Here is a 25573-nt window from a genome sequence, read left to right on the forward strand (position 1 = left end):
CAGGCGCTGCGGGCGATGCTCACCTCGATCGCCTCTGCCTGGCGGGCCGTCCCGGCGCCCGCCTGGCGGCAACCCTCGCTGTTCGCATCGCCAAAGGCACGCTACTGGACCTGCTCCGCTCGGTTCCGCAGCCGCCGACCGGCCCCGTCAGGTTTCTGGAAGTGGACGATTTCGCTCTGCGCAAGGGCAACTCCTACGCGACGACCTGGTTGATCTTGAGGCCCGCCGTCCGGTCGATGTTCTGCCCGGCCGGAACGCCGAGTCGCTGGCAGCGTGGCTTCGTCGGCACCCGGAAGTGGAGGTGATCTGCCGGGATCGGGCCGGCGCTTACGCGGAGGGGGCACGAACCGGTGCCCCGCAGGCGATGCAGGTCGCGGACGCGTGGCATCTGTGGCGGAACATCGCCGAGGCGGTGGAGAGAACGGTCGGCTCTCACCACGGGTGCATCCGGGCCGCGTTCGCGGAGCCCCCGGTCATGGCGGAGGTAACCGCGAGGGACCTGGTCACGCCGGAGCCGTCTGAGGCGGTGGCCGTGCCGTTCGTCCCGCCGGACGGCATGCTCGACGTCATGGGCCGGCCCCGGCGCCTGGTGGCCCGTACGGCAGAGAGATACGCAGCGGTCCAGGCGCTGCTGGCCGACGGGCAGTCCCTGGCGGGGATTGGCCGGACACTGCGGCTGGACCACTCCACCGTCCGCCGTTTCGCCCGAGCCAGCAGCCTGGACGAACTCCTGGCCAAGGCCACCGGCCGGCTTTCCGTGCTGGACGAGTACAAGCCCTTCCTGCACGCCCGCCGGCTGGGGGGCTGTCACGACATTCCCCAGCTCCACCGGGGGCTGCGCGAGCGCGGGTTCACCGGGAGGGTTCAGTGCCTCCGCCGCTGCTTCCGCGCCTTCAGACCTCCCCGCCGACCAGGACGGAAGCAGCAGCCGGTCTCCCGGCCACAGCCCAGGCCGGTCCCGAAGCCCCGACGTGTCGTCCGCTGGATCATGACGAACCCCCAGCACTTCGCCCCCACGGACGCCGCCGAACTGAAGGAGATCCGCATGGCCTGCCCTCACCTCGACGCCGCTGCACGGCACGTCCACGACTTCGCCGAGATGCTCCACCACCTCCGGGGCGACGAGCTCCCGGACTGGATGGAACGCGTGCTTGCCGACAACCTTCCAGCCCTCCACTCCCTGGTCGGCAGCATGCGACGAGACTCCGACGCTGTCACCGCCGGACTCTCCACACCATGGAGTCCGGGCCAGGTCGAGGGCCACGTCACCCGGGTCAAACTCCTCAAACGCATGGCCTACGGCCGAGCCAATCTCGACCTCCTACGCCAACGCGTACTTCTCGCCCCATGACCGTGCGGAATCGCAAATGCCCGACAGAGCCGAATGACGCGAACCGTCCACCACACCCTTCAGATGTGGGACGTGAGGCCGGTAACAGGGTCGTGGGAGATCAGCGTCGGTAGCCCCGGGTCATACCGGACGACTTCGGCGGTCAGCAGGGCCCGTCGTTGACTGGCCGTCGCGACCTCGACCAGGAACCGCAGCACGGCGGCCACCCCCGCACCGTCAAGCACGTCCTCGGGCCAGACGGAGAACTCGATCTCCTCCTCTTCGTACGGCAGGGCGAAGAACCACACGGCGCCGAAGCGGGCCCGGAAGGCGAAACTCGTCCCCTGGCCCTCCGGCTCATCTGCCCAGACGCGGAAGAGGTCGGCGAAGTCCGGCCGCACGGGATCGAGCCGGGGGTAGGGGTGCTCCACCTCGGTCTCGTCGGCTACGACACGCAGGCTTTCGAGGACCGCGATCCACTCGACGCGGGTCGTGTCGAGGATCCGAATGTCCCTCAGGCTGCCATCGAGATGGAAGACATCGCACATCCACGGCTCGGGCAGGCACCGCGCGCGGGTACCGTGCTCACCGGCGTGGACGTCCTCGTGCGTCAACTCGACCCGCCCCTCGCGATGGTCCCTCCCATGGCGCCATGGATAAGAGGTCGCCACGGTACAGAAGGACCTGCCCGGACGGGTCTGCGGTGGGTGATCCTATGTTCGCCGTCCTGTGACATCACAAGATCCCCGACAGAGCCCGCAATTCCCCACTCCGAACTCCTTCGTCCTCGTCAGCGGCCGAACTCGCGAACACATAGGCACTGCGGAGCCGCTGGAAAGTCCAGAACCGGTACCCGCCCGGGCCGGTTGGTTGACTGTCGCACCTACACGCTGGACAACACCACAGCCAGGAGGCAGGCCGATGCCACGACAGCTCCAAGCCTGGTTGCGGCCTTGTCCGACAACCAGAATCCGGACAGATCCGCCAGGCCGTCTGACAGCGGAAAGGCCCCCAAGACGACGGCCATGGACCACCATCCGAACTTCTCCTCCAGTGAGGATTCGCCTGTGGCAAGCCCGACGAATGTGCCGACCATCACCACTGTCCCCAACAGTGCAGCGCCGACTCCCCACAACACTTTGCCGACGGTAGTCCTGCGCTCTGCCGGTTCTGCGGGAGACGGGTTCGGGGTGGTGCCCGCTACGGGCGTTACTGCGCCGGAGGACGGTGCAGGCGCGCCGGCGGACACCGTCGGTGAAGGCGGCAGGATGGTGGTGACGGCATCGCCAGGTGCAATCGTCGGACCCGGGGCGCGCAGTACGTCGGCGGCGGCGCGCAGGATCGCAAGGGTGACGGCCGGGGGCAGCCAGCCGGTGTCCGCGCCGATGTGGGTCGGCGACGGGGGCACCAGGCTGCGGGCCGCCGCGGCGGTGGGCCGGGCAACAGGGTCCTTCGCCAGGGCCGCCTCCAACAGAGGGGCGAGCGCACGCGGCACTCCATCAAGGTCGGGCGCCCGCTGGGTGAGGTTGGCGAACAGCACGGGAAGGGAATCGCCGGGAAACGGCGGCCGTCCGGTGGCGGCGTAGGCCAGGACCGCGCCGGCGGAGAACACGTCCGACTCCGGTCCGACGTTGGAGCGTTCGAACTGCTCGGGCGACATGAAGCCCATCGTGCCCACCGTCTGCCCCGTCCGGGTCAGGGCGGTCGACCCCGACAGGCGCGCGATCCCGAAGTCGATCACCCTCGGCCCGTCCACCCCCAGCATGACGTTGGACGGTTTGACGTCCCGGTGCACCAGCCCGGCGGTGTGGATGCCGGCCAACGAGGACAGCAGACCCGCCGCCAGCTCAAGGAGTGATGCCTCCGGCAGCGGCCCGAACCGCACCACCGCCTCGTTCAGGGTGATGCCCGGAACGAACTCCGTCGCCAGCCACGGCACTTCCGCGTCCGGGTCGGCGTCCACCACCGCCGCCGTGAACTCTGAACCCACCTCCCACGCCGCGTCTACCTCGCGGGTGAACCGGTGCCGGAATTCGTCCCCGTCACCGTTGAGTAGGTACTGGTGCACCATCTTCACCGCCACCGCCGCGCCGTCGGGAGCCCGGCCGAGGAACACCCGTCCCATTCCGCCGGACCCCAGCACCCCGATCAGCCGGAACCCGCCCACCTGCTGCGGGTCACCGACACCCAGCTCTTCCATGACACCCCCGTCATTGCGGCAACTCCCGTCCGCTGGGCGGCCGGTGCTGCACGATGCCCCCGACCATCGCACATCCGGTCGTATCGCAACCACTGTGTCGTGAGGCCGGGATCACGAAGATCGGCGCAACCACACTGGGGACGAAGGAGTTCGCGGTGGAGCTGGGGAATGTCGTGACAGACGTCCAGCCGGCGGGCGTGAAGGCAGGGCTTGTGCTCGTCCAGAACGGACAGTCGGCCGGTGGCCTTGGCCAGGAGTTCATCGAGGCTGTTGGCTCGGGCGAAACGGCGGACGGTGGAGTGGTCCAGCCGCAGTCTCCGGCCGATGGCCGCCAGGGGCTGCCCGTCGGCCAGCAGTGCCTGGACCGCTGCGTATCTCTCTGCCGTACGGGCCACCAGGCGCCGGGGCCGGCCCATGACGTCGAGCATGCCGTCGGGTGGGACGAACGGCAGGGCCACCGCCTCGGACTGCTCCGTGGCGACCGGGTCCCGCACGGTTGGCTCCGCTGTGACCAGGGGCTTCGCGAATGCGGCCCGGATGCAGCCGTGGTGGGATCCGACCGTCTTCTCCACGGCCTCGGCGATGTTCCGCGGCTCTTGGTTCACCACGCAACTGGGCTTCGACCCACGTACCGACATCACCCTGGCGGACTGGCTGGCCACCCCGGCTCAGCTCTTCGCCGAGGTCACTGCCGGTGCCGTCTTCCACGGCGGGCTCGGTGAACTCGTACCAGCCCGCGCCAACCTCGACTGGTACCCCCACGACCTCTGGCTCCACCTACTCGCCTGCCAGTGGCAGCGCGTCGCCCAGGAGGAAGCCTTCGTCGGCCGCTGCGGCGAAGTGGGCGACGAACTCGGCTCCGCTGTCGTCGCCGCCCGCCTGGTGCGCGATCTGATGCGGCTCTGTCTGCTCATGGAGCGGCGCTACCCGCCGTACAGCAAGTGGCTCGGCAGTGCCTTCGCCGGCACTCCCCAGGCGCCCGCCCTCACCCCGGTCCTCACGGCGGCGCTCGCCGCCACCGACTGGCACACCCGCGAGCACCACCTGGCCCGCGCCTATGAGGCCGTCGCGGCCACACACAACCAGCTGGGCCTGACCGACCCTGTCGATCTCGCCACGCGGCCCTACCACGCCAGACCATTCCAGGTCCTGCACGCGGAACGTTTCACCGCGGCGCTGAGCACCCGCATCACCGATACTGACATCAGAGCCCTGCCGAAGACGGGCGCCGTCGACCAGTTCGTCGACAGCGCGGACGTCCTCAGCGATCCGGGACTGACACGCGCTGCCACCAACGGTCTGCTCTCCCCCTGAGACCTCCATCCCAAAGCGATGGGGAGGAGAGCGATGCGTGGATCGGATTTGACTGCATCGGCGCCGTCCCCGCGCCTGGGGGGCCGGGTTCATTGGATGCGCGGCTGGTGCCTCGACCGAGGGACGACCTCACCCGTCCCGGCATTCTTCATGTGCGCCGTTCTGAACGCATGCTGTGCCGTCTCTTCTCCGCGGTTGCTGGGTAGGATCCGGGAGTTTTGCGCGAGCCAGGGGCCGGGGACGGGTGTGCCGCGACCCGACCCGCGAGACCGTCCGAAGGGCATCACATGAGGCAGCAGGGGACCATCGCCATAGCGCGCATGGACGGATCAGCCGCAGCGCAGGTCGAGAACGCGTTCAGGTTGATCTATGCCGAGGCGTTTGCCGAGCCTCCCTACAACGAGACCGAGGACGAGGTTGCCGGTGCCTTCCGCCGATTTCCCTCCCAGGCGCGCAAGCACACCTTCCGCGCCGCCTTGGCCCGTACCGAGGACGGCGAACCGATCGGCATGGCGTACGGCTACCCGCTCGACCCCGACACGGGCTGGTGGGACGAGCTGACCGAGCCAGTGTCCGACGACCTGCGACGGGAGGACGGGCGACGCACCTTCGGGCTGATGGAACTGGCCGTGCGCGGACCGTGGCGCGGGCAGGGCATCGCACGGCGTCTGCACGAGACGCTGCTCGACAGCATCGAGGCGGAGCGGGTGTTGTTGAACGTCCACCCGGACAGCAAGGCAGCGTCGGCTGCCTACCGGGCGTGGGGATACCGCAAGATCGGCGAGGCACGGCCATGGGGGACAGGCGCGGACCTCCACGACGTGATGCTCCTCGACCTGAGTTGAAACAGCCCATGAACTGAGCCCGCGGTCCCGTCGGGCGCACTGCTCGTGGGGGTGCCGCTTCAGGCTTGCCGGGGAAGGTCGGGCGGCCGGGGTAGGGCGAGGCGTCGTCGGCAGTGGGCGACCCGGAGCTGCCGGGGGACGACCGCGATGACTGCCAGTTCGACGGCGACCCCTGGCCGTGCGCCTGGGCTCTGGTCCAGTTCGTGTGGTTGCCTGGTCAGGTGGGGGCAGCCCACGATGCCCGGATGCGCTTCTCGATCAATATCCCGAACTTCGGTGACTTCGCCGACCCCCGAAACGTGGCAACCGTAGCGGCGGCGGCCGAGGAGTCCGGATGGGACGGGCTCTTCGTCTGGGATCACGTCCATTACCGGGCGTACTCGGGGCGTCCCTTCGGGGACGCGTGGCTGCTGCTGACCGCGGCCGCACTCGCGACGTCACGGATCCGGGTGGGGACGCTGCTCACTCCGGTAGCTCGTTATCGGCCGCAGCAACTTGCGCGGCAGGTGGCCACCTTGGACAACCTCAGCAGAGGCAGGGTCGTCTTCGCGGCAGGGCTGGGTGGGCCGGTCGATGACGAGTACGGCAGCTTCGGCGACTCCACCGATCGACGTGTGCTCGCCGAGCGGCTGGACGAAGGGCTGGAGTTGTTGGGGCGGTTCTGGACGGGAGAGGCCGTCGACCACCACGGTCGGCACTACCAGGCGCGGAACGTGAGCCTGCCACCGTGCAGCGGCCCCGGCCGCCGGTGTGGATCGGGGGATTCTGGCCGAACCGTCCGCCCATGCGACGGGCCGCGCGGTGGGACGGCGCGGTTCCCTTGTTCAAGAACGCCCTGCACGGATGCCCGCCGGACCGCGAGGACGTGCGCGAGTTGATCACCTATGTGCGCGGTCATCGAGAAGGAGACACCCAGCGCCCCTTCGACCTCGTAGTCGGCGGCGCCACTCCGGCGGACGCTGCCGGGGCCAAGGATGTGATCGGCCCGCTGCGCGACGCGGGTGCCACCTGGTGGGACGAAAGGCAACTCGATCCCGGCCCCGATGTGGACTGCCTGGCTCCGGTGCTGCGGCGCATCGAGGCGGGGCCGCCGGTACTCGAATAGGCGCCCCACACCAAGGCGCAGGTGCCAGCCTGCCAGGGTCGGGTGGCAGAACTCAGGCCTCTCCCCGCAGGAGAGCTGCACCCAACTGGGTTCGCCCCGAAGACTGGAAGCAATGGCGCGCGAACCTCAACCGTCTTCGCAGTGCTCGTCCCAGCGCCTCCCACCCTCGCGCTCATCGATATCGAGCCATAACGCAGCGTTACCCGCCACAAGAAGTGGACCAGAGCCCGAGTTTGGACAGCAGTTGTTCACCGGCTCGAGAGGCGGTTGGATCGAGGCGGGGTCGATGTTCACGAGAACGAACGGAAGGCACTTGATCCGGAGCCTGTTCCGGGTGCCGATCGGTCGGTACTGAGGGGATCGTTGTGGACTGGTCGACGGGATTGCTCGGGTTCGGCGCCGGGCTCCTGGTATCGGTGACCACCGCGCCCGTGGGCGTCTCCGGAGCAGTCTTCCTGCTGCCCGTTCAGGTCAGCGTGCTGGGAGTGCCGAGCCCGGCCGTGACACCGACGAACCTGCTCTACAACGTCGTGGCCGGCCCCGGTGCCCTTCTGCGCCACTGGCGAGCCGGGCGGCTGGGCGGTCCGCTGACCCGTCTGCTCATCGCCGGCACGATCCCCGGCGTCGTCGCCGGCGCGGTGATCCGTGTTTTCGCCGTTCCCGGGCCGCGTGTCTTCCGCCTCCTCGTCGCCGCCCTCCTGCTGCCGCTCGGACTGTGGTTGTGGCTGAGGACCATACGCTCGACGCCCTCGCACACCCCTGACCAGCCTTCGCCCCGCGCGACGAAGTCGCTGGCCTTGGCCGTCGGTGTCGTCGGCGGCATCTATGGAATCGGGGGTGGTTCTCTGCTGGGCCCGATCCTCGTCGGCCGCGGCATCCCGGTCGCCACCGTCGCTCCCGCCGCCCTGGCGTCCACCTTCGTGACCTCCATCGTCGGCGCGGCCACCTACGCACTGCTCTCCCTGGCGACTACGGGCGACGTAGCCCCCGACTGGCTGCTGGGCCTGACCTGCGGAGCCGGAGGGCTCGTCGGCGGATATCTCGGCGCACGCCTCCAGCCGCACCTCCCCGAGACCGCGCTTCGGCTCCTGCTCGGCACACTCGCCACCGGTGTCGGGGCCCTCTACGCAGTTCAGACCCTCCGCTGACCGTGCTGTGTCCCCTCGTCCCCCGGCACCCAGGTGCCGTCGATCCCGCGGGGTCGGGTGGCCGAGCGGCCTCTCGGCCGGCTCATGCACCGCCGCCTCGTAGGGCCACAGGCTGCCGCTGTTCCGCACCACACGGGCCTCGACCCACGTTCCATCGAAAGCAACCGGTGGTGAGGAGCGCGTGGACGGCCGGGTGCTGCTGTCCCAGGCCACGTCCCTCTTCAACATTCCACTCCACCTGATGCCGGCTGCCCGCATCCGTGGACCACCGCACCAGAGCGCCGCAGCGCCCACCGACTCAGAGCGCCCCCATGCCGTCGTAGGCCCGCCAGGAGCTCCTCGCACTGCTTGTTGTACTTGGACCAACACTTCGCAGTCATCCACGGCCGTGCTGCGCAACCGTCACTCCTGCCAGGACGGGACGCTTCTTCAGCCCGTGGTGACCAGCTGGGTGTCGTACGCCAGGATGACCGCCACAACGCCGTCCCTGATCTCCGCGGGCAGTGTGACCACGGCCAGGACCTCTGCCGCCTCGCGGATGCAGCGGTAGACCGTGGCGAACCCGGGGCCCGAATCCGCCGGCGAGTTGGACGTAGGTATCGTTGCTGCACAGGCCCGCCAGGACCACCGGGGCACGGTTGCCCCGCGTGACGTACCGTCAGCAGGCTGGCGTCACGACGACGATCAGCCGGACGACGGGTCGTCAGGGCCGATTCGGCAGTGGGAATCAGGCCCGAAATACTCTGGTAGAGTTGAGCTCGCTGGAAAGGGAAAGCGCGAAAGCGAAGAACTGGAAAGCGAAAATGCGAGACCCGCTTCGACCGGGAATCGGACACGAAAGAGTCTGATAGAGTCGGAAACGCAAGACCGAAGGGAAGCGCCCGGAGGAAAGCCCGAGAGGGTGAGTACAAAGGAAGCGTCCGTTCCTTGAGAACTCAACAGCGTGCCAAAAGTCAACGCCAGATATGTTGATACCCCGACCTGCTTCGGCAGGTTCGAGGTTCCTTTGAAAAGTCCTAACAGGTCTCTGGCCTGGTAGGCAATGCACACAGCGAGGATTCAGTGGACGATCGGTCATATTCCGACCTGGTCGTTCCGCTCTCGTGGTGTCTACCCGATTACGGGAAAACATTCACGGAGAGTTTGATCCTGGCTCAGGACGAACGCTGGCGGCGTGCTTAACACATGCAAGTCGAACGATGAAGCCCTTCGGGGTGGATTAGTGGCGAACGGGTGAGTAACACGTGGGCAATCTGCCCTTCACTCTGGGACAAGCCCTGGAAACGGGGTCTAATACCGGATAACACTTTCCCTCTCATGGGGGAAGGTTAAAAGCTCCGGCGGTGAAGGATGAGCCCGCGGCCTATCAGCTAGTTGGTGGGGTAATGGCCTACCAAGGCGACGACGGGTAGCCGGCCTGAGAGGGCGACCGGCCACACTGGGACTGAGACACGGCCCAGACTCCTACGGGAGGCAGCAGTGGGGAATATTGCACAATGGGCGAAAGCCTGATGCAGCGACGCCGCGTGAGGGATGACGGCCTTCGGGTTGTAAACCTCTTTCAGCAGGGAAGAAGCGAAAGTGACGGTACCTGCAGAAGAAGCGCCGGCTAACTACGTGCCAGCAGCCGCGGTAATACGTAGGGCGCAAGCGTTGTCCGGAATTATTGGGCGTAAAGAGCTCGTAGGCGGCTTGTTGCGTCGGTTGTGAAAGCCCGGGGCTTAACCCCGGGTCTGCAGTCGATACGGGCAGGCTAGAGTGTGGTAGGGGAGATCGGAATTCCTGGTGTAGCGGTGAAATGCGCAGATATCAGGAGGAACACCGGTGGCGAAGGCGGATCTCTGGGCCATTACTGACGCTGAGGAGCGAAAGCGTGGGGAGCGAACAGGATTAGATACCCTGGTAGTCCACGCCGTAAACGTTGGGAACTAGGTGTTGGCGACATTCCACGTCGTCGGTGCCGCAGCTAACGCATTAAGTTCCCCGCCTGGGGAGTACGGCCGCAAGGCTAAAACTCAAAGGAATTGACGGGGGCCCGCACAAGCAGCGGAGCATGTGGCTTAATTCGACGCAACGCGAAGAACCTTACCAAGGCTTGACATATACCGGAAAGCATCAGAGATGGTGCCCCCCTTGTGGTCGGTATACAGGTGGTGCATGGCTGTCGTCAGCTCGTGTCGTGAGATGTTGGGTTAAGTCCCGCAACGAGCGCAACCCTTGTTCTGTGTTGCCAGCATGCCCTTCGGGGTGATGGGGACTCACAGGAGACTGCCGGGGTCAACTCGGAGGAAGGTGGGGACGACGTCAAGTCATCATGCCCCTTATGTCTTGGGCTGCACACGTGCTACAATGGCCGGTACAATGAGCTGCGATGCCGCGAGGCGGAGCGAATCTCAAAAAGCCGGTCTCAGTTCGGATTGGGGTCTGCAACTCGACCCCATGAAGTCGGAGTTGCTAGTAATCGCAGATCAGCATTGCTGCGGTGAATACGTTCCCGGGCCTTGTACACACCGCCCGTCACGTCACGAAAGTCGGTAACACCCGAAGCCGGTGGCCCAACCCCTTGTGGGAGGGAGCTGTCGAAGGTGGGACTGGCGATTGGGACGAAGTCGTAACAAGGTAGCCGTACCGGAAGGTGCGGCTGGATCACCTCCTTTCTAAGGAGCATCTAGATTCCGCAAGGAATCCAGAGCCACTACGCCGGCAAATGTTCGGCGGTGGTTAGCTCATGGGTGGAACGTTGACTATTCGGCACGACAGGTTGTTTTCACTAGTACTGCTTCGGCGTGGAACGTGAGGGTGATCGGTCGGGTCGGGCACGCTGTTGGGTATCTGAAGGTACGGCCGTAAAGGTCGTCCTTCGGTTGCCGGCCCCAGTGAACTCGCCTGTAAGGGTGGGGTGATGGGTGGCTGGTCGTTGTTTGAGAACTGCACAGTGGACGCGAGCATCTGTGGCCAAGTTTTTAAGGGCGCACGGTGGATGCCTTGGCACCAGGAACCGATGAAGGACGTGGGAGGCCACGATAGGCCCCGGGGAGCTGTCAACCAAGCTTTGATCCGGGGGTGTCCGAATGGGGAAACCCGGCAGTCGTCATGGGCTGTCACCCACTGCTGAACACATAGGCAGTGTGGAGGGAACGAGGGGAAGTGAAACATCTCAGTACCCTCAGGAAGAGAAAACAACCGTGATTCCGGGAGTAGTGGCGAGCGAAACTGGATCAGGCCAAACCGTATGCGTGTGATACCCGGCAGGGGTTGCGCATGCGGGGTTGTGGGATCTCTTTTTCACGGTCTGCCGGCTGTGAGACGAGTCAGAAACCGTTGATGTAGGCGAAGGACATGCGAAAGGTCCGGCGTAGAGGGTAAGACCCCCGTAGCTGAAACATTAACGGCTCGTTTAAGAGACACCCAAGTAGCACGGGGCCCGAGAAATCCCGTGTGAATCTGGCGGGACCACCCGTTAAGCCTAAATATTCCCTGGTGACCGATAGCGGATAGTACCGTGAGGGAATGGTGAAAAGTACCGCGGGAGCGGAGTGAAATAGTACCTGAAACCGTGTGCCTACAAGCCGTGGGAGCGTCGCTGTATGTGCTTGCACATGCAGTCGTGACTGCGTGCCTTTTGAAGAATGAGCCTGCGAGTTTGCGGTGTGTTGCGAGGTTAACCCGTGTGGGGAAGCCGTAGCGAAAGCGAGTCCGAATAGGGCGATTTAGTAGCGCGCTCAAGACCCGAAGCGGAGTGATCTAGCCATGGGCAGGTTGAAGCGGAGGTAAGACTTCGTGGAGGACCGAACCCACCAGGGTTGAAAACCTGGGGGATGACCTGTGGTTAGGGGTGAAAGGCCAATCAAACTCCGTGATAGCTGGTTCTCCCCGAAATGCATTTAGGTGCAGCGTCGTGTGTTTCTTGCCGGAGGTAGAGCACTGGATAGGCGATGGGCCCTACCGGGTTACTGACCTTAGCCAAACTCCGAATGCCGGTAAGTGAGAGCACGGCAGTGAGACTGTGGGGGATAAGCTCCATGGTCGAGAGGGAAACAGCCCAGAGCATCGACTAAGGCCCCTAAGCGTACGCTAAGTGGGAAAGGATGTGGAGTCGCAGAGACAACCAGGAGGTTGGCTTAGAAGCAGCCACCCTTGAAAGAGTGCGTAATAGCTCACTGGTCAAGTGATTCCGCGCCGACAATGTAGCGGGGCTCAAGCGTACCGCCGAAGTCGTGTCATTCCAGCACATACCCCCAACGGGGGCTGGGATGGGTAGGGGAGCGTCGTGTGCCGGGTGAAGCAGCCGCGGAAGCGAGTTGTGGACGGTTCACGAGTGAGAATGCAGGCATGAGTAGCGATACACACGTGAGAAACGTGTGCGCCGATTGACTAAGGGTTCCTGGGTCAAGCTGATCTGCCCAGGGTAAGTCGGGACCTAAGGCGAGGCCGACAGGCGTAGTCGATGGACAACCGGTTGATATTCCGGTACCCGCTTTGAAACGCCCAATACTGAATCAGGCGATGCTAAGTCCGTGAAGCCGGCCCGATCTCTTCGGAGTTGAGGGTAGTGGTGGAGCCGACGAACCAGACTTGTACTAGGTAAGCGATGGGGTGACGCAGGAAGGTAGTCCAGCCCGGGCGGTGGTAGTCCCGGGGTAAGGGTGTAGGCCGTGTGGTAGGTAAATCCGTCACACATTAAGGCTGAGACCTGATGCCGAGCCGATTGTGGTGAAGTGGATGATCCTATGCTGTCAAGAAAAGCCTCTAGCGAGTTTCATGGCGGCCCGTACCCTAAACCGACTCAGGTGGTCAGGTAGAGAATACCGAGGCGTTCGGGTGAACTATGGTTAAGGAACTCGGCAAAATGCCCCCGTAACTTCGGGAGAAGGGGGGCCATCACTGGTGATCCGATTTACTCGGTGAGCTGGGGGTGGCCGCAGAGACCAGCGAGAAGCGACTGTTTACTAAAAACACAGGTCCGTGCGAAGCCGTAAGGCGATGTATACGGACTGACGCCTGCCCGGTGCTGGAACGTTAAGGGGACCGGTTAGCTGACTTTCGGGTCGGCGAAGCTGAGAACTTAAGCGCCAGTAAACGGCGGTGGTAACTATAACCATCCTAAGGTAGCGAAATTCCTTGTCGGGTAAGTTCCGACCTGCACGAATGGCGTAACGACTTCTCGACTGTCTCAACCATAGGCCCGGTGAAATTGCACTACGAGTAAAGATGCTCGTTTCGCGCAGCAGGACGGAAAGACCCCGGGACCTTTACTATAGTTTGATATTGGTGTTCGGTTCGGCTTGTGTAGGATAGGTGGGAGACTTTGAAGCGGCCACGCCAGTGGTTGTGGAGTCGTCGTTGAAATACCACTCTGGTCGTGCTGGATGTCTAACCTGGGTCCGTGATCCGGATCAGGGACAGTGTCTGATGGGTAGTTTAACTGGGGCGGTTGCCTCCTAAAGAGTAACGGAGGCGCCCAAAGGTTCCCTCAGCCTGGTTGGCAATCAGGTGTTGAGTGTAAGTGCACAAGGGAGCTTGACTGTGAGACCGACGGGTCGAGCAGGGACGAAAGTCGGGACTAGTGATCCGGCAGTGGCTTGTGGAAGCGCTGTCGCTCAACGGATAAAAGGTACCCCGGGGATAACAGGCTGATCTTCCCCAAGAGTCCATATCGACGGGATGGTTTGGCACCTCGATGTCGGCTCGTCGCATCCTGGGGCTGGAGTCGGTCCCAAGGGTTGGGCTGTTCGCCCATTAAAGCGGTACGCGAGCTGGGTTTAGAACGTCGTGAGACAGTTCGGTCCCTATCCGCTGTGCGCGTAGGAATATTGAGAAGGGCTGTCCCTAGTACGAGAGGACCGGGACGGACGAACCTCTGGTGTGCCAGTTGTCCTGCCAAGGGCATGGCTGGTTGGCTACGTTCGGAAAGGATAACCGCTGAAAGCATCTAAGCGGGAAGCCTGCTTCGAGATGAGTATTCCCACCCTCTTGAAGGGTTAAGGCTCCCAGTAGACGACTGGGTTGATAGGCCAGATGTGGAAGCCCGGTAACGGGTGGAGCTGACTGGTACTAATAGGCCGAGGGCTTGTCCTCAGTTGCTCGCGTCCACTGTGTTAGTTCTGAAATAACGAACGGCCGTGTTTTGTTCCGGTGTTGGTTAATTTCATAGTGTTTCGGTGGTCATTGCGTTAGGGAAACGCCCGGTTACATTCCGAACCCGGAAGCTAAGCCTTTCAGCGCCGATGGTACTGCAGGGGGGACCCTGTGGGAGAGTAGGACGCCGCCGAACTCCTTTTATGAAAAGCCCCGTGCCCTTGTGGCACGGGGCTTTTCTGCGTTCCCGACCAGAACGGGGAAAGTGGCCTCAGCCGGCCGCGACGAGGTGGGTGTCGTACGCCAGGATGACCGCCTGCACGCGGTCCCTGGCTCCGGTCTTCGCGAGGATGCGCGAGACATGGGTCTTCACGGTCGATTCGGCCACGTGGAACCGTTCGGCGATCTCAGAGTTGGTCCAGCCCTGGCCGATGACGGTGAGGATCTCTCGTTCCCGGTCGGTGAGTTTCGCGATTCGCGCGTCCGGGGTCGCGGGTCCGCCGGGGGTGGCGGGCAAGTGCTGTACGTACGCGTCCAGGAGACGACGGGTCAGGCTCGGGGCGACCACGGCGTCGCCGCTGGCCACCGCGCGGATGCCGGAGAGGAGCTCCTCCGGGAGTGCGTCCTTGATCAGGAAGCCGCTGGCGCCGGCGCGCAGACCGTCGTACGCATAGCGGTCCAGGTCGAACGTGGTGACGATGAGGACGCGCGTACGGGAGCCGGTCCTGATGATGCGACGAGTGGCCTCGATGCCGTCCAGCAAGGGCATGCGGATGTCCATCAGGGCGACGTCCGGCTGGTGTTGGGCGACGAGCTGGAGGGCTTCGAAGCCGTTGGCGGCCTCGCCGACGACTGTCATGTCGTCCTGGCTCTCCAGCAGCATGCGGAATCCGAAGCGTTGCATCGGCTGGTCGTCCGCGATGAGCACGGTCGTCACGAGAGGGAGTCCTCCAGGGGGAGTCGGAGCCGTACGTGCCAGCCCGTGGCGGCCGGCCGGCCCGCTTCGATTGTGCCGTCGTACAGGGAAGCGCGTTCGCGCATGCCTGTGATGCCCTGGCCGGTGCCGTCGGACGGGCCGGCGGTGGGGTGGGGTTTGCCGTTGTCCGTGATCAGGGCCTCCAGTTCCGTGGGACGGTACGTCAGCGTGACCTCGGCCGTCAGGGACGGATCCGTGTCCGCGTGCTTCAGCGTGTTCGTCAACGCCTCCTGCACCACCCGGTACACCGTCAGTTGCCGTCCAGGAGTGGGCGGGACGGCCGGGGGTGTACCGCGACGGTGCAGGCGTACGGGGAGGCCCGCCCGGCGTACGCCTGCGAGCAGGGTGTCGATGTCGTCGAGTGTGGGCTGCGGGGTGCGGTCTGCCTGGTCCGGGTGGTCGCGCAGGACGCCCAGCAGACGGCGGAGTTCGGCGAGCGCCTGGCGGCTGGTGGTGCCGATGGCGTCCAGGGCCTGGGCGGCTCGTTCGGGGCTCTTGGCCGCGGCGTAGGCGCCGCCGTCCGCGAGGCCCGTGATCACGGAGAGGTTGTGCCCGATGATGTCGTGCATCTCCCGGGCGATCCGGGTCCGTTCGGCGGCCGCCGCCAGCTGGGCCTGCTGGTCGCGTTCGAGTTCGAGCCGGTTGGCGCGGTCGACGAGGGCCTCCGTGTACTCCTTGCGCGTACGCACCACGATGCCGACCAGGGACGCGAACGCGAACGCGTACAGGTGAGGGGCGAAGAGGCGGTTCCAGTCGTCCGGGAAGTGGCCGGAGCCGATCACGAGCGGGGCGAGGACGATGCCACCCGACCAGGCAAGGGTGCGCATCGGCTGCCGCAGCGCGATGTTGAAGACGACGATCTCCTGGAGGAACGCGGCCTGGATGACCGCTCCCGTCCACACGTTGACCAGGGAGAACGGCGCCATGAACATCAGCACGGCCAGCGGATGGCTGCGGCGCCAGAGCAGCGGGGCGGAGAACGCGACGCTCATCCAGAGCACCAGCGTCGCCGACACGTCCTGGTTGACGGCGACCGTGCGCCAGCCGCCGGACGAGACGTCGAGGACGGCGAACAGCACCCAGAAAGTGGTGAGCAGTCCGTCCCAGACGAGCGGGCGGCGGCGGTCGGACGCGCGGACGCGCTGGAGCAGGCGCTGGATTTGACCGGTGAGGGGGAAGGGGCCCGCGGGCCGGTGCGTGTCGTCGTCGTCCGTCACTGGTTGGTCCGTCACTCGTCCATCCTCGCGTCCGGTCGCGTCCGCGTCATGCGTCCCGGCGTCGCAGGAGTAGGGCCGCTGCGATCAGTGTGGCCGCAGCCCACAGGACGAGGGCGAGCAGGGCCCCGCCGGTGGAGGCCGCGTCGGGGAGCGGTGTCGCGGAGCCGAGCACGCCGGCAGCCTGGGTGGGGAAGTAGCGGACGGCGGTCTCGACGGTGTCGTACGGGAGCATGGTGAGCACCTCCGGCAGGACCATGACGCCGCCGATGAAGGCGCCGATCGCGCCCGGGACCGAGCGGAGCAGGGCGCCGAGGCCCAGGGCGATGAGGCTGAGGAGGGTGGCGCCGGCGGCGTTGCCCGCCACGGCCCGGAGCACGCCGGGGTCGGTGAGGGTGGCGGCCTGGTCCGTGTCGTGGAGGAAGAGCTGTGCGACGACGAACGTGAGCAGTGAGGTGGTCAGCATGACGCCGAGGACGGTGGCGGTGAAGACTGCCGCCTTGGCCCACAGGACCGGGAGCCGGCGGGGGACTGCGGTGAGCGAGGCACGGATCATGCCGGAGGAGTACTCGCCCGCGGTGACGAGGATGCCCAGGACCACCGTGCAGAGTGTGCCGAGTGTGGTGCCGTAGAGGACCAGGATGACGGTGTCGACGTCGGAGTCGCCGCCGTCCGACGTGTAGGTGGCGCCCATGACGATGCCGACGGCGAGGACCAGGGCGGCGGCGGACCCCAGGGTGATCCAGCTGGAGCGCAGGGTGTGGAGCTTGTGCCATTCGGAGCGCAGTACCCGGGCCGGTGTGACGCGGTAGGGGTGCGGGGTGGGTGCCGGGGCGGGTGTCGAGGTGGGGGTCGCGGTGGTCATGCGAGGGCTCCGGTCGGTTCGGGGGCGGTGATCCGGTATTCGACCGACTCCTGGGTGAGGTCCATGAAGGCCTGCTCCAGGGATGCGGTGCGTGGCGTGAGTTCGTACAGGGGGATGGCGTGGGCGGCGGCGATGCGGCCGATGTGGGCGGCGTCCGTGCCGCGGATCTCCAGCTGCTCCGGTTCGGCTGCGTCGGTGATGTCGATGCCGGGGCCGCGCAGGAGGTCGCGCAGGGCGGAGGGCTGCGGGGTGACGACCTTGACGGTGCCGCCGCCCGCCGAGGCGACGAAGTCGGCGACCGTGGTGTCGGCGAGGAGCCGGCCGCGTCCGATGATGACGAGGTGGTCGGCGGTGAGGGCCATCTCGCTCATCAGGTGCGAGGAGACGAGGACCGTGCGGCCCTGGGTGGCGAGGGACTTGAGCAGGTTACGGATCCACAGCACGCCCTCCGGGTCGAGGCCGTTGACCGGCTCGTCCAGGATCAGGGTGGCCGGGTCGCCGAGCAGTGCCGCGGCGATGCCGAGCCGCTGGCCCATGCCGAGCGAGAACCCCTTGACCCGCTTCCCGGCCACGGCGGTCAGGCCGGCCAGGTCGAGGACGTGCTCGACGCGGCTGCGCGGGATGCCATGGGTGTGGGCGAGTGCCATCAGGTGGTGGAAGGCGGTCCGGCCGGGGTGGACGGAGCGGGCCTCCAGCAGGGCGCCGACTTCGGTGAGGGGTGCGCTGTGGGTGGCGTACGCGCGTCCGCCGATGGTGGAGTGGCCGCGGGTGGGTGTGTCCAGGCCGAGGAGCATGCGCATGGTCGTGGACTTCCCGGCGCCGTTCGGGCCGAGGAAGCCGGTGACGGTGCCGGGCCGGACCGTGAAGTCGAGGTCCTGGACGACGGTGGTGTCGCCGTACCGTTTGGTGAGTTCGTATGCCCTGATCATGCGGTCGACGCTACGGAGCGGGCGGGCGCGGGGCGTCGGACCGGGGGCGGGATGTGGCGGCGGGCGTAGTACCGGGGTACGACGCGGACCTCGGCGGACTGCGGCGGACCTCGGCGGGAATCACATTGCGCGGCCATGGGAGTGCGGGTCAGGATCGGTGCATGGACTACGTGATACGGGCCGTGCGTGCCGATGAGTGGCGGTCGGCGAAGGAACTCAGGCTGGCTGCACTGCAGGATCCGGCCGCTCCGGTGGCGTTCCTGGAGACGTACGAGGCGGGCCTGGAGCGGTCCGACGACTTCTGGCGGGAGCGGACGGTCGGTGCGTCTGAGGAGGGCGAGGGCCGGGTCCGGCAGTTCATCGCCGAGGCACTGGACGGAAGCTGGGCGGGCACGGTGACGGTCCTGATCGAGCGGCCGGACGGGGACACCGTGTTCGGTGAGGCGGCCGCGGTCCACCAGGCCCATGTCGTCGGCGTGTTCGTACGGCCGGAGGCACGGGGCAAGGGGCTGGCCGAGGAGCTGTTCCGGGCGGGGACGGACTGGGCGTGGTCGCTGGGCGAGCCGCTGATCGAGCGCGTACGGCTGTATGTGCACGAGGACAATCCGCGGGCGGCGGCCCTCTACCGGCGGATCGGGTTCGTGCCGACCGGGGAGAGCGTGCCGATGCCGAGTGACCCGACGGCCAGGGAGCTGGAGTACGCGGTGGCCCGCCCCTAGGGGGAGTCAGAGGGTGGTCGGGGTCTGGAGCTGCTGGGTCCAGCGGGCGCGGGCCTGTTCGCGGGAGCGGAGCAGGGCGACGGTGGGCAGGCCCTGTTCCTCGCCGGTGGCCAGGAGCTCCGGCAGCCGGGGCAGCGGCGCGACGGCCGCGATGTCGTCGAGGACGAGCGTCATTGGTGGGTCGAGCCGGCCGTCGGATGACCGTGCGGCCATGCGGCGGCCGTGCTCGACCACGTCTGCGGCGAGCGCGGTGAGCAGGGGCATCGCCCCGGGGCCCGAGCGCGGGTTCTCGATGGGTTCACCGACCACATAGAGGCTGCCCCCCTCGTCCGCGAAAGATTCCAGCGCGAGCGAATCGGCGCGGTTCGGTGTGCAGGCTTCCCGGATGTGGACCGAGGACAGGGCGCCGAAGGCCCGTACCGTCAGTTCCTGTGCCATCTCGCGGCGTTCGGGGTGGGCGGTGAGCGCGGACTCCAGCAGCCCGGCGAGTCCGGAGGCCGCTTTGGGGTGGGTGCGGAGCAGGCGCACCGGTTCGTGGGCGCTGCCGCCGAGGGCCCAGCGGTGGACCTGGCGGAAGGGGCGGCCGTCGATGGCGGCGGCGTGGAGCCAGCACTGCAGGAGGGTTTCCGCGGTGTCGGCCGTCGCCGCGTCGATGCGGGACTGCGGCCGTACGGGGGCGAGGAGTGCGGTGGATCGGGCGGCCGCGCGGTCGGGCTGTTCGCAGCCGGTGGTGGGGGCCCAGTGGAGCCGGGCCGGGGTGTCGCAGAGGTGGCCGGGGTCGTAGACGAGGACCGGGCCGAGCTTGGCCCGGGCGTCCTTCGTCTCGGCCCAGACGCTGGGGTCGGAGGTGACGACGAGCACGGGCCCGTCCGCCTCGCGGATGGCCTGGACGGCGGTGGGCCGGCGGGTGGCGGCGGGGCCGTAGATGACGAGGGGTGTGCGAGGCGAGGGGACGACGGGCGGGAGGGGAGCCAGTGCCTGGGTGGCGTCGGCCGGGGCCGCCTGTTCGGTGACCGGTTCGGCGGCGGGTTCCTGGTGGGGGGCCGGGGCCGGGGCCGGACGGGTGGCCCGTTCCTGGTAGGCGTACTCCTGGAGCGGCTCGCCCGGTGGCCGGCTCTGCTGCTCCAGCCGGCCGGTGCGCTGCCGTGCCCGTACGCCTCGCCAGCGGGCGACCACGCCCATCACGAACACGGTCAGCACCACCAGCACCATCAGTTCGCCGATGAACAGACCCCAGAACAGCCCGTAGCCGGAGAGCTCCCCGGCCGGGGTGACCGGCCAGGCGGCGGGCAGGTCGTGCGGGGCCTCCACCAGCCGGCGCATCGCCAACGGGGTCTCGGCGAGGGTGACACCCTCCGGCCAGGCGCCGTGGGCGAGGAGACCGGCAAGACCGGTGGCCGTCCAGGCCAGCAGCGTCAGGCCGAGGAGGAAGATCAGCAGCCCGATCAGCAGCCCGTCGGGGATGCCGCCGCCGTTCCCGTTCCTGTCGCCGCCGTTACGTACGTCGCCGCGCCCCGCACCCGCCATGTCATGCCACCGTTGACTCGGACGACTCGTTCAGCCGTTGCTGGTTCTCGATGCGTGCCGCGCGTTGCTCCGCCTCCAGCTCGGCGGCGCGTACGTCCTCCGGGAGCAGGTCGACGGCGGAGGACTCGGTCATGGCGCGGTCGGTGAAGACGAGGGGGCGTTCGGCTTCGGTGATCAGGTGTTTGACGACCTGTACGTTGCCGTTGACGTCCCAGACGGCGATGCCCGGGGTGAGCGTGGGGATGATCTCGACCGCCCATCGGGGCAGCCCGAGCACCCGCCCGGTCGCTCTCGCCTCGTCGGCCTTCTGGGCGTAGATGGTGCGCGTCGAGGCCATCTTCAGGATGGCTGCCGCTTCCCGTGCCGCGGCTCCGTCGACCACGTCGCTGAGGTGGTGGACGACGGCGACGAACGAGAGCCCGAGCCGTCGGCCGAACTTCAGCAGGCGCTGGAAGAGCTGGGCGACGAACGGGGAGTTGATGATGTGCCAGGCCTCTTCCACCAGGAAGATGCGTTTCTTCCGGTCGGGCCTGATCCAGGTGTGCTCCAGCCAGACGCCGACGATCGCCATCAGGATCGGCATGGCGATGGAGTTGCGGTCGATGTGCGAGAGGTCGAAGACGATCAGCGGGGCGTCGAGGTCGATGCCGGCGGACGTCGGTCCGTCGAACATGCCGCGCAGGTCGCCGTCGACGAGCCGGTCCAGTACGAGGGCGACGTCCAGGCCCCAGGCCCGTACGTCGTCTATGTCGACGTTCATCGCCTCGGCGGACTCCGGCTCCGGGTGGCGCAGCTGGTCGACGATGTCCATCAGCACGGGCTGGCGGTCGGTCGTCGTCTCGTTCACGTAGGCGTGCGCGACCTTGAGGGCGAAGCCGGAGCGCTCGTCGAGGCCGTGGCCCATGGCGACTTCGATGATGGTGCGCAGCAGGGCGAGCTGGCCGGTGGTGGTGATAGCGGGGTCGAGCGGGTTGAGGCGGATGCCGCCGTTGAGCGCGGAGGTGGGGTCGAGGCGGATGGGGGTGAGGCCGAGCTCCTGGGCGATGAGGTTCCATTCGCCGACGCCGTCCTCGCCCTGGGCGTCCAGGACGACGACCTGGCGGTCGCGGAACCGGAGCTGGCGCAGCACGTACGTCTTCTCCAGCGCGGACTTGCCGTTGCCGGACTCGCCGAGCACCAGCCAGTGCGGGGCGGGGAGCTGTTGCCCGTACAGCTGGAAGGGGTCGTAGATGTAGCCCTTGCCGGAGTACACCTCGCGGCCGATGATCACGCCGGAGTCGCCGAGGCCGGGGGCGGCGGTCGGCAGGTAGACCGCCTGGGCCTGTCCGGTCGAGGTGCGGACGGGCAGCCGGGTCGTCTCCACCTTCCCGAAGAGGAAGGCGGTGAAGGCGTCCGACAACGCGGACAGCGGATCTCGCATGGCGTGACCGACCTCCCTTTCGTCTCTCTCGGTCGTGTGCGGCTAGCGGCGGATGCCGGTGGCGAACGGCAGGGTGTTCACGAAGGCGCGGTGGTGCTCGCGGTCGCACCACTCCAGCTTCAGATACGACTTGCCCGCGGAGGCGCGGATCGTCCGCTTGTCGCGGGCGAGGGACTCGGGCGAGCGCGACGACACGGTGATGTACCCCACGAGGTTCACTCCGGCCGCGCCGCTCGCGAGATCTTCACCCCGCTGGTCGAGCCGGCCGTAAGCGGCGGTGTCGCGGGGGTCGACGGTGCGGTTCATCTTGGCCTGGCGGCTGGCCTCGGCCTCGTCGTTGGTCTTCTCGGTGAGCATGCGCTCGATGGCGATCTCGGTGGGTTCGAGGTCCATGGTGACCGCGACCGTACGGATCACGTCGGGAGTGTGGACGAGGAGCGGGGCGAGGAAGTTGACGCCGACGGGTGTCATCGGCCACTCCTTCACCCAGGCGGTGGAGTGGCACCAGGGTGCGCGGGTCGACGACTCACGCGTCTTGGCCTGGAGGAACGTCGGCTCGACCGCGTCCAGTTCGGCCGGCCAGGCGTTGCGCTTCGTCATGGCCTGGATGTGGTCGATGGGGTGGTCGGGGTCGTACATCGAGTGGACCAGGGAGGCCAGCCGGCTCTGGCCGAGCGGCTGGCGGACCCGGATGTCGGCCTCGGCGAGGCGGGCGCAGATGTCGGTGAGTTCGCGCGCCATGACGACGGCGAGACCGGCGTCCCGGTCGATCTTGCGGCCGGCGTGCGGGCGGGCGGCGCGGGCCATGGCGTGGGCCTCGGCGGCGAGCTCGCGGTTGAAGTGCATGCAGGCGACGAGGTAGGCGCGGTGCTGCTCGCTGGAGGTGGAGACCATGGACTGGAGCTGCTCGTACGACTCCTGCAGCCAGCCCGGCGAGCCCTTGTCGCCGCGCTGGGCGACGTCCTTGGCGTGGGCGTCGGGGTCGGCGGGCAGGGTGCGGGCCAGCATCTGGATACGGGTCACGAAGCCGTCGCCGTTGGCGACGTGCTTGAGCAGGGTGCCGAAGCGGTCGACGAGTGCTTCCTGGTCCTCGCTGTCGCGCAGCCCGACGCCGGGTCCCTCGATCTCGATGGCCGCGGTGACGGTGCGGCGGTCGGCGTGCAGCAGTACGGCGATCTCGTCCGGCCCGAAGGGTGCGGCCAGCCAGTTGATCCGGCCGATGCCGGGGGGCGGCCCGATCTCGACCTCACGCCCGTCGGCGCTGACGCCCGCCTCCATGGCGGTGGAGCGGTAGGACGTGCCGCGGCGCAGGGAGCGCTTGAAGCTGCGGTTGATCTCGAACCACTTGTAGAAGGTCCGGTGCTTGTACGGGACGTAGACGATCGCGAGGGCGAGCAGCGGGAAGCCGGTGAGCAGCACGATACGCAGGGACAGGACCGGGACGAGCAGCCCGCTCATCATGCCGAGGAACGCGCCGCCGATGATCAGGGCGATCTCGCCCGTCTCGCGGTTCTTGCCGACGATCGCGTTCGGCCGGGCACGGCCGATGAGATACGTACGGCGGGGCGTGATCGGATGGGACTGAGTGCTCAACGCCCGCCACCTCCTGTGCTCTTGTTACCTGAACTGCCTGATCCGCCGCGTGGGCCACGGCTGCTGTGCGGGGTGCCGGACGTCGGGCCCGAACCGCTGCGGGGCGGAGGTGCGGCGGAGGGGACAGATCCGCCGCCGACCCCGCTCCCGGAGTTGCGGGAGCTGTGCGCGGCGACTCCGCCGCTGACCGGGTTGGCGGGCCGCCCGCCGCCGCTGTTGCCACCGCCGCTGTCCTGGCCGCCGCCTCCGCGGCTGCTGTGGGTCTTGATGCCCTGTGAGACGAGAGCGGCGGGTGAGCTGATCATCGCGGCGGCCTGGGAGCCGTCGGTGGCCTGCTTGCGGTTGGTGCGGGCGCCCTGGATCTCGTCGCCGAAGCCGGGCACGAAGCGGTAGATCATGCCGGAGGCGAAGATCGCCAGCAGGATGATGGCCAGCCCGGACACGACGGCCGAGAACGCGTCGGGCCCGTCGTCCGAGGACAGGGCGCCGGCCAGGCCGAGCACGATGACGATGACCGGTTTCACCATGATCACGGCGATCATGATGCCCGCCCAGCGGCGTACGTGTCCCCACATGTTCTTGTCGACGAGCCCCGCGTACACGGCGGTTCCGAGGAGGGCGCCGACGTAGAGCAGGGCCGCGCGGATCACGAGCTCCAGCCAGAGGATGCCCGCGGCGAGGATCGACACGAGCGAGACGACGATCAGCATGATCGGCCCGCCGCCGATGTCGGCATCCTTCTTGAGCGCATCGGCGAACGACCCGAAGAAGACGTCGGTCTGGCCGCCGGAGGACGAGGAGATGACCTCGGTGACGCCGTCGGTGGCGGAGACGATCGTGTACAGGATCAGCGGCGTGAACGCGGACGCGAGCACGGTGAGCCACAGGAACCCGATGGCCTCGGAGATCGCCGTGGTGAGCGGCACCCCGCGGATCGCCCGCTTGGCGACGGCGAGGAGCCAGAGGACGAGCGTCAGCACGGTGGAGGCGGCGAAGACGATCGCGTACTGCTGGAGGAAGCGGGTGTTGGTGAAGTCGACGTTGGCGGTGCTTTTGACGGCCTCGCTGAGCTTGCCCACGATCCATGCTGCGGCGTCGGCGCAGCCGCGGCCGAGGGAGGTGAGGGGGTCGAGGGCGGGGTCGACGCTGTCGGGGGTTGTGGCTTTGGGGGCGGGGTCGCCTTCGCAGTAGTCCTTGGCCGGGCCGACGATCAGCGAGCAGTTCCCGTCACCGGACGGAGACGGGGATGGCGAGGGCGATGGAGCGGCTGCAACGCGGGTTGCCACGATCACCATCGTTGCTTGGACGCTGGCCAGGGTCGCACCCAACTTGAGCACGCTCAGCGATTTAGCGGGCATAGGTGAACCCTCCGTACTCCTCGACAGCCTTAGCGATCTCATCGGCGTTGGAGGCCGTACGGTCGGTGTTGACCGGCGCCGGGCCGTCCTTCTGGGAGAAGCTGTCGACCTTCCAGTCGTCGCTCTCCCACTGGAGCTTCAGCGTCATGGTGAACCAGTCGTTGCTCACGGGATTGGTGGAGCCGACACCAGCTGTGCCGAAGACTCCTGTGCACCACACCTCTACTGTGGCGGATGCATCCGCGAACTGAGTCACCTTGGTTCCGACAGGCGCGGTCCTCGATACGTACGTCATGCCCTCGGCGGCGTTGCCGCTCTCGTCGAGGCCGATCTTGTCGAGGAAGTCCTTGTTGTACGCCTGGTTGAATTTGGTCTCAAGCTCACCGACTCGACCAGTGACGAAGACTTGGCGCACGATCTGAGCTCGCTGGGCCGGTTTCAGGATGTCAGCGGATACAAGCGCCACGGAATAGTTCGCCGCGGCGCTCTCCGCCCCCTGCTGGTCATGCGCGAACCCGGAGGCGATCTCACCGTTCTTCCCCGTCACCGGCTTCGTCCCCGTAGCCGCAGTCGGCGCCGCGCCCGCCTTCTTGCCGTTGCTCCCCGACGCACCGTCACCGTCGCTTCCGTCGCCCCCGCCCATGTTGGCGAACGCGATGGCCGCGAGCAGCAGGACGATCACGCCGACGACCGTGACCAGTGAGCGCGAGTTCCGGGCCGGGCGGCGGGGGCCGTAGCCGTCGCCGCCCTCGCCGTCGGGGAGGCGGGTGCGGGTCTGGCGCGTACCGCCGATGGTGCTGTAGCCGTCACCCGTACGCCCCGAGTCGCTGCCGTAGCCGTCGTCGTGACTCATGCCGCGTACGCCCCCTCAACCGTTGCCTGAACCGTGCCTCTGTACGACGGTAGCCGTGCTGGTTTCCGCGTGGACGCGGTGTGGTGACTCGACATCAGG

The 25573-nt window shown here is 67.1% G+C and carries 17 protein-coding genes, 3 rRNA genes and 2 pseudogenes; 9 read left to right on the top strand and 13 right to left on the bottom strand.

Annotation, left to right across the window (positions count from 1 at the left end; all coding sequences use genetic code 11):
* The first annotated feature begins 241 nt into the window (after positions 1-241).
* Positions 242-1351, top strand: coding sequence for a transposase (locus SH922_RS20990; protein ID WP_393063645.1), 1110 nt, complete (start codon positions 242-244; stop codon positions 1349-1351).
* Between the two features lie 59 nt (positions 1352-1410).
* Here SH922_RS20990 and SH922_RS20995 read toward each other — a convergent pair whose 3' ends face one another.
* From SH922_RS20995 to SH922_RS21005, 3 genes are all read right to left on the bottom strand, one after another.
* A complete protein-coding gene (locus SH922_RS20995; RefSeq protein ID WP_393059431.1) occupies positions 1411-1944 on the bottom strand; it encodes a hypothetical protein in 534 nt (177 codons plus the stop codon).
* Between the two features lie 269 nt (positions 1945-2213).
* Positions 2214-3530: a protein kinase gene (locus tag SH922_RS21000; protein ID WP_393059432.1), complete on the bottom strand. Its 1317-nt coding sequence runs from the start codon at positions 3528-3530 to the stop codon at positions 2214-2216.
* Positions 3479-4024 carry a hypothetical protein gene (locus SH922_RS21005; protein WP_393059433.1) on the bottom strand — a complete coding sequence of 182 codons (546 nt, stop codon included), beginning with the start codon at positions 4022-4024 and terminating at the stop codon, positions 3479-3481. Before SH922_RS21005 ends, SH922_RS21000 begins: the two co-directional genes overlap by 52 nt.
* Positions 4025-4124: 100 nt before the next feature.
* Here SH922_RS21005 and SH922_RS21010 point away from each other — a divergent pair.
* The 4 genes and pseudogenes from SH922_RS21010 to SH922_RS21025 all read left to right on the top strand — a co-directional run.
* A pseudogene (locus tag SH922_RS21010) lies at positions 4125-4844 on the top strand (DUF4037 domain-containing protein); the annotation flags it as partial.
* Between the two features lie 287 nt (positions 4845-5131).
* Positions 5132-5689, top strand: coding sequence for a GNAT family N-acetyltransferase (locus SH922_RS21015; RefSeq protein ID WP_393059434.1), 558 nt, complete (start codon positions 5132-5134; stop codon positions 5687-5689).
* Between the two features lie 245 nt (positions 5690-5934).
* Positions 5935-6794: pseudogene (locus SH922_RS21020) on the top strand (LLM class flavin-dependent oxidoreductase).
* A 365-nt stretch (positions 6795-7159) separates the two neighbouring features.
* Positions 7160-7942, top strand: coding sequence for a sulfite exporter TauE/SafE family protein (locus SH922_RS21025; RefSeq protein ID WP_393059435.1), 783 nt, complete (start codon positions 7160-7162; stop codon positions 7940-7942).
* Between the two features lie 429 nt (positions 7943-8371).
* On the opposite strand, the gene SH922_RS21030 is transcribed toward SH922_RS21025, so the two are convergent.
* Positions 8372-8578, bottom strand: a complete 207-nt coding sequence (locus SH922_RS21030) for a hypothetical protein (protein ID WP_393059436.1) — start codon at positions 8576-8578, stop codon at positions 8372-8374.
* 495 nt (positions 8579-9073) lie between these two features.
* On the opposite strand from SH922_RS21030, the gene SH922_RS21035 reads away from it, so the two are divergent.
* The 3 genes from SH922_RS21035 to rrf all read left to right on the top strand — a co-directional run bounded on the left by SH922_RS21035 (position 9074) and on the right by rrf (position 14216).
* Positions 9074-10599, top strand: a 16S ribosomal RNA gene (locus tag SH922_RS21035).
* A 296-nt stretch (positions 10600-10895) separates the two neighbouring features.
* Positions 10896-14020, top strand: a 23S ribosomal RNA gene (locus tag SH922_RS21040).
* Between the two features lie 79 nt (positions 14021-14099).
* A 5S ribosomal RNA gene (gene rrf, locus SH922_RS21045) occupies positions 14100-14216 on the top strand.
* Together the 16S, 23S and 5S rRNA genes form the textbook arrangement of a ribosomal RNA operon.
* A 75-nt stretch (positions 14217-14291) precedes the next feature.
* On the opposite strand, the gene SH922_RS21050 is transcribed toward rrf, so the two are convergent.
* The 4 genes from SH922_RS21050 to SH922_RS21065 are packed head-to-tail and all read right to left on the bottom strand — an operon-like array spanning position 14292 to position 18004.
* The gene (locus SH922_RS21050; protein ID WP_393059437.1) at positions 14292-14957 is read right to left on the bottom strand and encodes a response regulator; all 666 of its coding nucleotides are present in this window, start codon (positions 14955-14957) and stop codon (positions 14292-14294) included.
* Positions 14954-16228, bottom strand: a complete 1275-nt coding sequence (locus SH922_RS21055) for a sensor histidine kinase (protein ID WP_393059438.1) — start codon at positions 16226-16228, stop codon at positions 14954-14956. Before SH922_RS21055 ends, SH922_RS21050 begins: the two co-directional genes overlap by 4 nt.
* Positions 16229-16259: 31 nt before the next feature.
* Complete coding sequence (locus SH922_RS21060; RefSeq protein ID WP_393059439.1) at positions 16260-17075, bottom strand: ABC transporter permease; 816 nt, start codon at positions 17073-17075, stop codon at positions 16260-16262.
* Positions 17072-18004, bottom strand: a complete 933-nt coding sequence (locus SH922_RS21065) for an ATP-binding cassette domain-containing protein (RefSeq protein WP_393059440.1) — start codon at positions 18002-18004, stop codon at positions 17072-17074. Before SH922_RS21065 ends, SH922_RS21060 begins: the two co-directional genes overlap by 4 nt.
* A 161-nt stretch (positions 18005-18165) precedes the next feature.
* Between SH922_RS21065 and SH922_RS21070 the strand changes: the two genes are divergently transcribed.
* The gene (locus tag SH922_RS21070; protein ID WP_393059441.1) at positions 18166-18723 is read left to right on the top strand and encodes a GNAT family N-acetyltransferase; all 558 of its coding nucleotides are present in this window, start codon (positions 18166-18168) and stop codon (positions 18721-18723) included.
* A 6-nt stretch (positions 18724-18729) separates the two neighbouring features.
* Here the strand turns inward: SH922_RS21070 and SH922_RS21075 are convergent, their stop codons facing one another.
* Genes SH922_RS21075 through SH922_RS21095 form a run of 5 tightly spaced genes read right to left on the bottom strand, consistent with a single transcriptional unit; the run spans position 18730 to position 25474 of the window.
* Positions 18730-20250, bottom strand: a complete 1521-nt coding sequence (locus SH922_RS21075) for a type IV secretory system conjugative DNA transfer family protein (protein ID WP_393059442.1) — start codon at positions 20248-20250, stop codon at positions 18730-18732.
* Position 20251: 1 nt separating this feature from the next.
* Positions 20252-21670 (bottom strand): ATP-binding protein, encoded by a 1419-nt coding sequence (locus tag SH922_RS21080; protein WP_385286120.1) that lies wholly within the window; start codon positions 21668-21670, stop codon positions 20252-20254.
* A 42-nt stretch (positions 21671-21712) separates the two neighbouring features.
* A complete protein-coding gene (locus tag SH922_RS21085; RefSeq protein ID WP_393059443.1) occupies positions 21713-23263 on the bottom strand; it encodes an SCO6880 family protein in 1551 nt (516 codons plus the stop codon).
* The gene (locus tag SH922_RS21090) at positions 23260-24558 is read right to left on the bottom strand and encodes a hypothetical protein (protein ID WP_393063646.1); all 1299 of its coding nucleotides are present in this window, start codon (positions 24556-24558) and stop codon (positions 23260-23262) included. The genes SH922_RS21085 and SH922_RS21090 overlap by 4 nt, the downstream gene beginning before the upstream one ends.
* Positions 24559-24610: 52 nt before the next feature.
* The gene (locus SH922_RS21095) at positions 24611-25474 is read right to left on the bottom strand and encodes a hypothetical protein (protein ID WP_393059444.1); all 864 of its coding nucleotides are present in this window, start codon (positions 25472-25474) and stop codon (positions 24611-24613) included.
* Between the last annotated feature and the right edge of the window lie 99 nt (positions 25475-25573).

Origin of the sequence: Streptomyces sp. LN549, from assembly GCF_043203805.1 — a bacterium.
Classification (GTDB): Bacteria; Actinomycetota; Actinomycetes; order Streptomycetales; family Streptomycetaceae; genus Streptomyces.

Bases quoted from the DNA above. Each gene is read 5' to 3' on its own strand.
- SH922_RS21000 (WP_393059432.1), bottom strand. From the start codon at position 3,530: ATGGAAGAGCTGGGTGTCGGTGACCCGCAGCAGGTGGGCGGGTTCCGG.
- SH922_RS21015 (WP_393059434.1), top strand. From the start codon at position 5,132: ATGAGGCAGCAGGGGACCATCGCCATAGCGCGCATGGACGGATCAGCC.
- SH922_RS21060 (WP_393059439.1), bottom strand. From the start codon at position 17,075: ATGACCACCGCGACCCCCACCTCGACACCCGCCCCGGCACCCACCCCG.
- SH922_RS21065 (WP_393059440.1), bottom strand. From the start codon at position 18,004: ATGATCAGGGCATACGAACTCACCAAACGGTACGGCGACACCACCGTC.
- SH922_RS21070 (WP_393059441.1), top strand. From the start codon at position 18,166: ATGGACTACGTGATACGGGCCGTGCGTGCCGATGAGTGGCGGTCGGCG.
- SH922_RS21075 (WP_393059442.1), bottom strand. From the start codon at position 20,250: ATGGCGGGTGCGGGGCGCGGCGACGTACGTAACGGCGGCGACAGGAAC.
- SH922_RS21080 (WP_385286120.1), bottom strand. From the start codon at position 21,670: ATGCGAGATCCGCTGTCCGCGTTGTCGGACGCCTTCACCGCCTTCCTC.
- SH922_RS21090 (WP_393063646.1), bottom strand. From the start codon at position 24,558: ATGGTGATCGTGGCAACCCGCGTTGCAGCCGCTCCATCGCCCTCGCCA.
- SH922_RS21095 (WP_393059444.1), bottom strand. From the start codon at position 25,474: ATGAGTCACGACGACGGCTACGGCAGCGACTCGGGGCGTACGGGTGAC.